A 9111-nucleotide genomic window follows, 5' to 3' on the forward strand; every position below is an offset into this window, starting at 1 on the left:
TCAGGGGACCACGCACAGCAGTTCCGCGGGGACGTACTCGCCGATGCTGGCGAGCAGTCCCGGCGCGTCCGTGTCCTCGCCGCAGACGATGCTCTGCTCCAGGAGCCCGAGGCGCTCGACGGTCACGATGTCGCGGGCGTGGCCCGCGCGGTTGACGGTCGCGCGGACCTCCGCGCGCGTCGCCGAGTTCACGTTCACCCGACCAGAGTCGGCGCGCGTCCAGTCGTAGAGTCGGTCGCGCTCCGCGTCCGCGAGTTCGTGGCCGGTGTCCGCGTCGTAGACGAACCGCAGGGGGACGTGCTGGACGAGCCCGAAGCGCGTGCGCACCTGCTCGGGCGTCCCGGGACCGAGGCCGATGCCGTCGGCGGGGATTCGGACCTCCTCACCGGCGTCGAGGACGAAGCCGTCCTCGTCCCACCCCTCGAGGGTGCCGACGTACGTCTCGCCGTCCGCGAACTCGGGCGTGATCGCCCCCCACTCCTCGCGGAGGACGTTCCGCGCGACGGGCGCGTCGTCGCCGTCGAGCGTCACGGACGGGAAGCCGTCGTGTCGCAGGCCGACGTCGAAGGAGACGTCGAGGTCGCCGAGGGCGTTCCCGACGAGCGAGCCGAGGGAGTCGAGCGCGCGCTCGCGCGCGCCCCCCTCGACGTACACCTTCGTTGCGAGGACGACCATTCAGACGATACCCAGTTCGGTTTCGAGCGCTTCGAGGCGCTCGTCGATGGACTCGACCATGTCGTCGTTCCCCATCGCCTCCAGCGGCGAGCCACACTCGGGGCACTCGAAGCCGAAGTCCATCGCCTCGTCGAACTCGAAGCGGATGGAGTCCACCTCACAGAGGTAGAACTCGTTGTCCCGCTCGTACTCGCGGCGCTCCTCTAAGGCCTCGCGGAGGCGCTCCATCTCCTCGCGGAGGTTCGCCGGGACGTTCTCGTAGTGGAACGTCCAGAGGTAGGTGAGCCACCCCGAGTCCTCGTCGCGCACCCGGCGATAGGTCGCCAGGTCGTTCTCGTAGAGGATGAACAGCGCCCGGCGGACGTCGTTCAGTTCGAGGTCGAGGCGCTCCGCGAGCTCCTCGTCCGTCACCTCGCCGTCCGGCGGCGCGGCCGCCACCGGCATCCCCTTCGGGCCGACCAGCTCGTGGAGGTATTTCTGTACGACTGGGTCCTCCAACAACCCCTCGAAAGCCATGATACGTGTGACTCGGGGCCGAACGACCCTTATAACCATCGGGTACGGTGCCGCTTCGCGGCACCGGAACACACGAACGGCGAACGGAGTGAGCCGTGAGTCACGCGGTTCCGAACGGTAGTGCGGAACCGCGACCGGAACGCGCGAACGGGGAGCGACCCGCGAGTCGAGCGGGGCGAGCCGCGACCAGCGCGAACGTTCTTGTCGGACCCATCCGTACGCGCTCGCGTGTCACTCATCGACCCCGAGGCGCTCCGCGAGGCCGCAGCGGAACGCGGCTTCCTCCGGCAGACCGTCGCCCTGCTCGTCGTCGCCGCGGCGCTGACCGCGCTCACGGGCCGCTCGCTCGCCGACTTCGCCGTCCTCGCCGTCGTGGCGGTCGCGGTGCCGACGGTCGCGGTCGTCGTCACCGCGGCCGACGTCTCCGAGCGCGCGCGGCGGGCCGGCGGCGGCCTCGTCGTCCTCGCGCTCGCCGCCGCGATGGTCTACTTCGGCCTCACCGACCCCGCGCCGCTCCTAGCGCTCGTCGGTGCCGTCTTCGCCCTCCTCGGTCTGTACACGCTCTGGCGCGTCGCCCGGGAGGCGGGCTGGACGCCGACCGGGACCTGAGGCGGTCCGCGTCGCGCGCGGTGCCGAAGGCTTAGGGCGGTCCGCACCGACGGGTCGGTCGTGTCCCTCGCCGCCGTCCGCGAGACCGCCGCGGACCGGAACGTCGCTCGGAAGACCCTCGGCGGTGCCGCCGTCTTCGCCGGCCTCGCGCTCGTCGCGGGGTGGCCGCTCCGCGACGTCCTCGGGGTGTACGCCATCGTCGTCGCCCTCGAAGCCGTCTTCGTCGTCACCGAGGCGTACGGCGTCCCGCGCGCCGTCGTCCACGTCCTCTTCGGCCTCGGGGTGCTCTGCATCACCGCGTACAGCCTCCTCGTGAGCGCCGTGCTCGGCCTCGGGACGGCGCTCCACGTCCTGCTCGCCGTCGGCGGCCTCGTCCTGTTCGCACTCGGACTGCGCGACTATCGGCGGGGGTCGACCGAGTAATCCGTGCGACCGCGAGCTGGTGCGGACCGCCGCCGTTTTGCCCGCGTCGTGCGTCGTGACCCGTGATGTCGTCCGTTCGCACCTTCGGCTGGCGCGCCGCGGAGGCCGCGGTCCTCGCCGGGTTCGCGTTCGCCGTCGGGCTCGGCCTCCCGGTCGCGCTCGCCGTCGGCGTCGGTGCGCTCGGCGTCGCCCTCGCGGAGGCCGCGGGCGAACGGCACGACGCCGCGACGGCGGCCCGGCACGCGGCGCTCGCGCTCGCCTCCGGGCTGGTCGCCGCGCTCTCGTTCGCCCGCGGGGTGCACTGGCTCGCGCTCGTCGCGCTCGTCCTCGCGGGCTGGCTCGCGCTCGACGCGCTCGCACAGCGACCGGGGGCGACGGGCGTGAGTGCGGATGGGGGGACGAACGCGGACGCGCGAGGGGTGTGGAGTACGAACACGACGGCCACCGACGCCGGCGCGACGCGCGAGTCGCCGGCCGTCGACGTCGACCCCGAGGCGTTCGCGGACGCGGACCTCGCGGGCGAGTGTCTGCGCGCGCTGCGCGACGGCCCACGCGCGCCCGCGGCGCTCGCCGACGACCTCGGCGTCGAAACCCAGCGCGTCCGGCGCGCGCTCGCCGTCCTCGACGCCCGCGGGGCCGTCGAGTGCGACGACGAGGGCCGCTATCGGCTCTCCGGGGACGGCGTCGACCCGTTCGCGGTCCTCGCGCGGGCCGCCGACCGGCTCGTCGCCCCGCTCACCCGCCTGCGGTGATCAGTCCTCGACGTCCTCGGGCGCGACGACGGTCTTGCCCGTCGCCTCGGGAACGACGACCTGCTCCGCGTCCCGCCACTCCCGGTCGAGTTCGCGGCCCTCGAAGAGCCGGTCGAGGAAGACGGCGAGGCCCGCGACCTCGGAGTGGGGTTGGTTCGTCACGCCGACGTTCCAGTCCGCCTCGTCGTACACCTCGAAGGGGACCTTCTCGCCGCCGACGACGACGAGCAGGGGCTCCGCGGCGTCCCGGTGGGCCGCGCGGACCTCGCCTTCGACGTCCTGCACGCGCTCGCCGTACATCGTCAGGTGGACGACGCGGCCGTCCCAGTCGCGAATCGTCGCCGGCTGGGAGTCGTCGAGTTCGGCCTCGAAGGGGCCGCCGAAGCGGGTCGTGATGTCGCGGATCGTCTCCAGCGACTGGCCGGCGTTGTCGGGGAGGATCACGCGGTCCGCGCCGAGCGCGCGCGCCGTCAGCCCGACGTGCGTCGTCATCCGGTCGTCGCGTCCGGGCCGGTGGCCGAACCGGAGCACGGCGACCTCGGGGTCGTTCTGCATACGTCCGGAGAGGGGCGTGGGCGGGTAACGGCTTACGGAACGACCCCGGTGGGGCGAGAAAGGGAAAGGCACTTGCGCCGCCTCGCGCACCGTCGCGTATGGACTTCTCCGGGAAGACGGTGGTCGTGACGGGCGTCGCGGGCCTCGTCGGCTCGCACCTCGCGGCGCGACTCGTCGACGACAACCGCGTGATCGGCGTGGACGACCTCTCGAAGGGCGAGCGCGCGGCGGTCCCCGACGGCGTCGAGTTCGTCGAGGCGGACCTCCGCGACGCCGACGAGACGGCCGAGGCGATTCCCGCGGGGACGGACGTCGTCTTCCACTTCGCGGCGTACACGGACACGAACTTCGACGACGACCGGACGCTCTTCGAGGAGAACCAGACGATGACGTACAACGTCCTCGAACGGATGGACGACGTGGGCGCCTCGAAGGTCGCCTTCACGTCCTCCTCGACCGTGTACGGCGAAGCCCCGATGCCGACGCCGGAGGATTACGCCCCCCTCGAACCCATCAGCATCTACGGGGCGAGCAAGCTCGCCGACGAGGGCCTCCTCTCCGTCTACGGTCACTCCTACGACTTCCAGGTGTGGCTCTTTCGCTTCGCCAACATCGTCGGGCCGCGCCAGCGCGGGACCGTCATCCCGGACTTCATCGAGAAGCTCCTCGCGGACCCCGACGAGCTGGAGATACTCGGGAACGGCCGCCAGCAGAAGTCCTACATGCACGTCGAGGAGTGCGTCGAGGCCATCGAGTACGTCGTCGAACACGCCGACGCCGACGTGAACACGTACAACCTCGGGACGCGGACGACGACCTCCGTCACCCGTATCGCGGACGTCGTCGCGGACGTCCTCGACGTCGAGCCCGACTACGCGTACACGGGCGGGGACCGGGGGTGGACGGGCGACGTGCCGAAGATGCGCCTCTCCATCGAGAAGCTCGCGGCGCTCGGCTGGAGTCCGAGTCGGTCGAGCGACGAGGCGGTCCGGGAGGCGACCGAGCAGCTCGCGGCGGAGCTGCGCGCGGAACGCGACGCGTCGCACGACGTGTGAGTGTCGCGCCGCGGGACCGAGTGCCCCCCGGCGCGGGGGTCGGTACGTTTTAACCGCCGTCGGTCGAAGATGCCGGGCGATGGGGGACAGTTACGACGTAAGCGATACCCTCCCGATAGACGAGGTCGCGGCGGGGACGAACCTGATGATCGGCGGGCCGCCGCTGACCGGAAAGCGGGACCTCGCGCGCTCGCTCGTCGAGGCGGGGTGTCGGCGGGGCGAGGGGGCGCTCGTCATCACGATGCGCGAGGACGCGGACCGGTTGCTCGATAAGTCACCACCGCTCGCGGACGCGGTCGCGGAGGGACGGGCGGGCGTCGTCGACTGCGTGACGCGCGAGCGCGGCGAGGAGGTCCGGGACACCCGGTGGGTCCGCTACGCGTCCTCGCCGGGCGACGTGACGGACATCGGTATCCGCTCCGCGGGGCTCTTCCAGGCGCTCGACGAGGGGGGTGTCGGGCGCGTCCGCTCCGGCTTCGTCTCCATCCCGACGATGCTGATGTACACGGAGCCCCGCCGGCTCTTCCGGTTCCTCCACGTCTACACGGGCCGGATACAGTCGGCCGACCAGCTCGGGTTCGCGCTCATCGAACTCGGCGACCGGGAGGCCTTCGACCGGTTCGCGCCGCTCTTCGACGGGATGGTGCAGACGCGGACGAACGAGGACGGCGAGCGCCAACTCCGCGTCGTCGGCGTGACGTCGTCGCCGACGGAGTGGGTCCCCTACTGAAGGACGCTCAGGAGAACTGTTCTTCGACGGCGTCGTCGAGTTCCTCCCCCTCGGGTTCGCCCTCGGTCTCGCGGAACTCGCTCCCGGGGCTCTCGATGTAGTCGAGCGCGATGTCGGTGAACGCGCCCGTGTCGACGACGCTGTCGCGGTCGAAGGAGACGATGACGCCGCTCCACTCGCCGAGCGGCACCTGGAGGACGACGACGTCGTGGAACCACCGGACGCTCAGGTCGAGGTGGCCAAAGCGGGCGAACTCGGGCTGGTCGAGCTCGTCGTCGAACCCCTTGAGGATGAGGTTCTTCGTGGTCTCCTCGATCTCCTCGGGCGTCTGGGCGTCCGTGACGTCCTCGCGGGTGTAGAGGTGGTCGTACGCCTCGCCGTCGTACGCAATCGCGCGCCTAATCTGTCCCACGTCGGCCTCGCGGAGGGCGTCGACGAACGCCGCGGCTTCCTCGTTCATACGTTTCAGTGTGGCGCGCCGTGAGGTTAACCTTACCCCTCGTCCGTCAGAGCGTTCTTGTACGCGGCGCACCGACGGTGTGGCGTGCACGCCGCCGTCGTCGTCGCGGGCGGTCACTCGACCCGCTTCGGGGAGCGCGACAAGGCCACCGCGTCGCTCGCCGGCACGCCGTTGATCCGCCGGGTCGCGGACCGACTCGCCGGCCCCATCGATGCGCTCGTCGTGAACTGCCGGCCCGCCCAGCGCGAGCGGATCGCGGACGCGCTCGCCGACTACCCGCGACCTGTCACCTACGCCCTCGACGGCCCCGACCGGGCGGACGAGGGACCGCTCGCCGGGATGTGCGCGGGATTGCGCGCGACGGACGCCGAGCGCGCGTTCGTCGTCGCCTGCGACGTGCCGTTCGTCGACCCCGCGTTCGTCCGCTACCTCTTCGACCGGGCGGCGGCGCGCGAGGCCGCGGTGCCGTACCGCGAGGGGTACCCCGAAGCGCTCCACGCGGTCTACGCCGTTGAGCCGGCCGTCGGCGCGGTCGAGCGCGCGCTCGCCGAGGACCGCCGGCGCGCGGACGCGGCGCTCGCCGACCTCGACGTGAGCGCGGTCGGAGAGGCGGCTATCGGGACGCACGCGGCCCCCGGGACGTTCACGAACCTGAACACGCGGGCGGCGTTCGACGCCGCAGAAGAGCGGTTGGGTCGGCGATAGGGCCTCGGTCTAGTGGGCGCGCTCCGCTTCCTCTTCGAGGAGCTCGGAGATGTACTGGTGCTCCCAGCTCTCCCGGTCGACTATCTCGCGGCGACCCCGCCGCGTCAACGAGTAGGCGTTCGTCCGCTCGTCCTGCTTGCGCTTGTCGAGGAGGCCCTTCTCGCAGAGCGTGTCGAGGTTCGGGTAGAGCCGACCGTGGTTGATGGTCGTCCCGTAGTAGTCCTCGAGCTCGTCCTTGATGTCGAGCCCGTTGGGCTCGTCCAGCCCGCAGGTAACGAAGAGGAGGTCGCGCTGAAAGCCGGTGAGGTCGTGCATCGCGTATCCGAACCGAAGTTCGACCGCCGCTTAACTCCGGCGGCCAACATGTCGCCTCAGTTGGTGGTCGTGGTGCCCTCGACGATGACGCCGCTGGAGCCGACGGCGACCGGGGGCGTGTCGCTGAAGCGCGGGAGGGCGACGGCGTTCAGGGCGCTGGACGTGCCGGTCTCGAAGGAGGTCCAGCCGCCGCTGCCCGAGAGCCGGTAGCCGACACCGGCGGAGCCGACGACGACCTTCGTGCCCGTGTCGGGGTTCCGCGAGATGGAGCGGAACGCCTTGGAGCCGAGCTGGACCGGCGTCCAGCGGTTACAGACGCAGTCGCGGCGGAAGAGGCGACCGCCACCACCCGTGATGTAGACGCGCTCGGCGTCGGCCGTCTGATAGGTGAGGATGTCGTAGAACTTCACCTGGGCGTTCGGAACGCCGATGCGCTCCCACGTGTCGCTCGCGTCCGTCGTCCGGAAGCCGTTGCCGGAGGTGTCGGCCGCGAACCCCTTCGTGAGGTTCTGCCCCTGGAAGTCGAGGGCACTGATCTTCGACCCGCTGCCGGGCTTGACGAGCTTGTCGAAGACGATACAGCCCTCGTCGTCGGTGTGCGCGTCGTACACCTCGCCGGACCCGTTCGAGATGTAGACGTTCTCGTTCTCGCGGTTCCCGGTGACGGAGATACCCTCCCACGTCGAGGTGTGCTCGTGGGGTGCGGAGTAGTCGTACTTCATCCCCTTCTCGACGTCGTACGCACCGAGCGCACCGGAGGAGCCGGCGAACCAGATGCGCTTCCCGTCGTCCGTCACGTCGACGGCCTTCAGCATGTTCTCGCGGGTCGCCGGGCCGTGCTTGACGACGGCGTTCCACTCGCCGCCCTGTCGCGCGAGCACGGTCCCGCTCTTCCCGACCGCGTGGGGGCCGGCGCGCGTGTCGACGACACCGTAGAGCGTCTGCGAGATCGGCGACTCGACCTCGCTCCACGCGTCGCTCGTGTCCCCGCTCGCCGCCGATACCCCGTTCGTGACGAGCGCGCCGCCGCCGACGGCGGCTGCAGCCCCGCCCGCGACTTTCAGGAAGGTCCGTCTACCCGAACCGCCGTCACTGGTCTCTGTCATCGTTTACTCTCAAGGCCGGCCCCTAAAAGGAATTTGTGGCCCGAAATCCAACACAAATGGTCCGCGCGCGGCTACGGGTCGGTCGACGAACGCGAGACGGAGTGGGAGAACGCGAAACGCGGGTCAGACGCGGCGTTCGAGAATCGCGCCGCTGTCGCCGACGACGACATCGGGTTCGTACTCCTCGCCGATGGCGACGCCGTTCAGGTGGTTGCCGGTCGCCGTCCCGTACAGCGTGTAGCCGGTGTCGGACGGCTCGACGACGTTGCCCGACCCCCCGGCACCGAGCAGTCGGTCGGCCGTGCGCTCGAACGCCGAGATGGTCACGCTCCCCGCCTTGAACGGCGTCCATCGGCGACACCGACAGTCGAGACGGAAGACGCGCCCGGCACCGCCGGCCACGTAGACGTGCCGTGCGCCGGAGGAGACGTCCTTCAGCGGGACCTGGGCGTCCTCGATACCGACCCACTCCCAGGTCGCCCCGCCGTCGGTCGTCCGGTAGACGGCCGACCCGTTCGTCACCGCGTGCCCCCGCTCGCGCGTGTGGAAGTCCACGGCGGTCACGGTGTCGCTCGCGCCGGTGTCGCGTTTCGTCCACGTCATCCCCTTCTTGCCGTGGTGACCGACGACGACCGTGCCGCTGCTCGACGCGAGGTAGACGCGTTCGCCGCCGACGCTCCCCGCGACGGCGACGTCCGTGAAGCCGTTTCCGGCCTCGATGGGCTTCGAGTGGCTCGTGACCTCCCCGGACTCGACGTCGAGCGCCCCGACCGTCCCGGAGGCTCCACAGAACCAGAGGCGGTCGCCGCCGCGGGTCGTGTCACAGGCCTCGAGGGTCTTGCTCCGCCCCGCGCCCTCGTCCGTGTGAATCGACCACTCGCCGGCGACCCGGCGCAGAACGAGGCCGCTCGACCCGACGGCGTGCGCCATCCCCGACGTGTGTGTGACGTCGTTGATGGCGTTGCCGGTCGGCGAGCCGACCGCGTTCCACTCGTCGTCGGCCGACGCACCCGTCGTTGCCGCGACGCCGAGCGCCGCCGCACCGACGCCGCCCAGCGCGCCCAGTACCCGCCGTCGCGTTAGTGCCGTCCCACCCATTGCTGCGTGCTACACGGTTCTCGGCTCCCGTACAAAAGGGCGCTGGCCGTCCAGGGCCGCCGCGAACCAGAAACACTTGCCGGCTCCATCGACGGCGCGTCATCGGTGCCGG

General features: G+C 71.0%; 13 protein-coding genes. 6 read left to right on the plus strand and 7 right to left on the minus strand.

Annotated features, from left to right (window positions below):
* Both IEX84_RS12200 and IEX84_RS12205 read right to left on the minus strand, forming a co-directional pair.
* Window positions 1-675, minus strand: coding sequence for a DUF2110 family protein (locus IEX84_RS12200; RefSeq protein WP_188872857.1), 675 nt, complete (start codon window positions 673-675; stop codon window positions 1-3).
* Complete coding sequence (locus tag IEX84_RS12205) at window positions 676-1191, minus strand: transcription factor (protein WP_188872858.1); 516 nt, start codon at window positions 1189-1191, stop codon at window positions 676-678.
* A gap of 228 nt (window positions 1192-1419) precedes the next feature.
* Between IEX84_RS12205 and IEX84_RS12210 the strand changes: the two genes are divergently transcribed.
* From IEX84_RS12210 to IEX84_RS12220, 3 genes are all read left to right on the plus strand, one after another.
* Complete coding sequence (locus tag IEX84_RS12210; RefSeq protein ID WP_188872859.1) at window positions 1420-1800, plus strand: hypothetical protein; 381 nt, start codon at window positions 1420-1422, stop codon at window positions 1798-1800.
* 60 nt (window positions 1801-1860) lie between these two features.
* Complete coding sequence (locus tag IEX84_RS12215) at window positions 1861-2223, plus strand: hypothetical protein (RefSeq protein WP_188872860.1); 363 nt, start codon at window positions 1861-1863, stop codon at window positions 2221-2223.
* A gap of 65 nt (window positions 2224-2288) precedes the next feature.
* Window positions 2289-2975: a helix-turn-helix domain-containing protein gene (locus IEX84_RS12220; RefSeq protein WP_188872861.1), complete on the plus strand. Its 687-nt coding sequence runs from the start codon at window positions 2289-2291 to the stop codon at window positions 2973-2975.
* Here IEX84_RS12220 and IEX84_RS12225 read toward each other — a convergent pair whose 3' ends face one another.
* Window positions 2976-3530 carry a tRNA (cytidine(56)-2'-O)-methyltransferase gene (locus tag IEX84_RS12225; protein WP_188872862.1) on the minus strand — a complete coding sequence of 185 codons (555 nt, stop codon included), beginning with the start codon at window positions 3528-3530 and terminating at the stop codon, window positions 2976-2978.
* A 98-nt stretch (window positions 3531-3628) separates the two neighbouring features.
* Between IEX84_RS12225 and IEX84_RS12230 the strand changes: the two genes are divergently transcribed.
* Window positions 3629-4585 (plus strand): NAD-dependent epimerase/dehydratase family protein, encoded by a 957-nt coding sequence (locus IEX84_RS12230; RefSeq protein WP_188872863.1) that lies wholly within the window; start codon window positions 3629-3631, stop codon window positions 4583-4585.
* 79 nt (window positions 4586-4664) lie between these two features.
* On the plus strand, window positions 4665-5315 hold the full coding sequence (locus IEX84_RS12235; protein ID WP_188872864.1) for an RAD55 family ATPase: 651 nt from the start codon (window positions 4665-4667) through the stop codon (window positions 5313-5315).
* Window positions 5316-5322: 7 nt separating this feature from the next.
* On the opposite strand, the gene IEX84_RS12240 is transcribed toward IEX84_RS12235, so the two are convergent.
* Window positions 5323-5775 carry a hypothetical protein gene (locus IEX84_RS12240; RefSeq protein ID WP_188872865.1) on the minus strand — a complete coding sequence of 151 codons (453 nt, stop codon included), beginning with the start codon at window positions 5773-5775 and terminating at the stop codon, window positions 5323-5325.
* A gap of 84 nt (window positions 5776-5859) precedes the next feature.
* On the opposite strand from IEX84_RS12240, the gene IEX84_RS12245 reads away from it, so the two are divergent.
* Entirely contained in the window at window positions 5860-6480 is a 621-nt protein-coding gene (locus IEX84_RS12245) for a molybdenum cofactor guanylyltransferase (protein ID WP_188872866.1), read from the plus strand.
* Window positions 6481-6489: 9 nt separating this feature from the next.
* On the opposite strand, the gene IEX84_RS12250 is transcribed toward IEX84_RS12245, so the two are convergent.
* The 3 genes from IEX84_RS12250 to IEX84_RS12260 all read right to left on the minus strand — a co-directional run bounded on the left by IEX84_RS12250 (window position 6490) and on the right by IEX84_RS12260 (window position 8999).
* Window positions 6490-6795, minus strand: a complete 306-nt coding sequence (locus IEX84_RS12250) for a PadR family transcriptional regulator (protein WP_188872867.1) — start codon at window positions 6793-6795, stop codon at window positions 6490-6492.
* Between the two features lie 56 nt (window positions 6796-6851).
* Window positions 6852-7901, minus strand: a complete 1050-nt coding sequence (locus IEX84_RS12255; RefSeq protein WP_188872868.1) for a beta propeller repeat protein — start codon at window positions 7899-7901, stop codon at window positions 6852-6854.
* Window positions 7902-8024: 123 nt separating this feature from the next.
* Entirely contained in the window at window positions 8025-8999 is a 975-nt protein-coding gene (locus tag IEX84_RS12260) for a WD40/YVTN/BNR-like repeat-containing protein (protein ID WP_188872869.1), read from the minus strand.
* Between the last annotated feature and the right edge of the window lie 112 nt (window positions 9000-9111).

Source organism: Halarchaeum rubridurum (assembly GCF_014647115.1).
Lineage (GTDB): Archaea > Halobacteriota > Halobacteria > Halobacteriales > Halobacteriaceae > Halarchaeum > Halarchaeum rubridurum.

What these genes read in the sequence shown, in the direction of transcription:
- IEX84_RS12200 (WP_188872857.1), bottom strand. Translation starts at nt 675, where the DNA reads ATGGTCGTCCTCGCAACGAAGGTGTACGTCGAGGGGGGCGCGCGCGAG.
- IEX84_RS12205 (WP_188872858.1), bottom strand. Translation starts at nt 1,191, where the DNA reads ATGGCTTTCGAGGGGTTGTTGGAGGACCCAGTCGTACAGAAATACCTC.
- IEX84_RS12220 (WP_188872861.1), top strand. Translation starts at nt 2,289, where the DNA reads ATGTCGTCCGTTCGCACCTTCGGCTGGCGCGCCGCGGAGGCCGCGGTC.
- IEX84_RS12225 (WP_188872862.1), bottom strand. Translation starts at nt 3,530, where the DNA reads ATGCAGAACGACCCCGAGGTCGCCGTGCTCCGGTTCGGCCACCGGCCC.
- IEX84_RS12230 (WP_188872863.1), top strand. Translation starts at nt 3,629, where the DNA reads ATGGACTTCTCCGGGAAGACGGTGGTCGTGACGGGCGTCGCGGGCCTC.
- IEX84_RS12235 (WP_188872864.1), top strand. Translation starts at nt 4,665, where the DNA reads ATGGGGGACAGTTACGACGTAAGCGATACCCTCCCGATAGACGAGGTC.
- IEX84_RS12240 (WP_188872865.1), bottom strand. Translation starts at nt 5,775, where the DNA reads ATGAACGAGGAAGCCGCGGCGTTCGTCGACGCCCTCCGCGAGGCCGAC.
- IEX84_RS12250 (WP_188872867.1), bottom strand. Translation starts at nt 6,795, where the DNA reads ATGCACGACCTCACCGGCTTTCAGCGCGACCTCCTCTTCGTTACCTGC.
- IEX84_RS12255 (WP_188872868.1), bottom strand. Translation starts at nt 7,901, where the DNA reads ATGACAGAGACCAGTGACGGCGGTTCGGGTAGACGGACCTTCCTGAAA.
- IEX84_RS12260 (WP_188872869.1), bottom strand. Translation starts at nt 8,999, where the DNA reads ATGGGTGGGACGGCACTAACGCGACGGCGGGTACTGGGCGCGCTGGGC.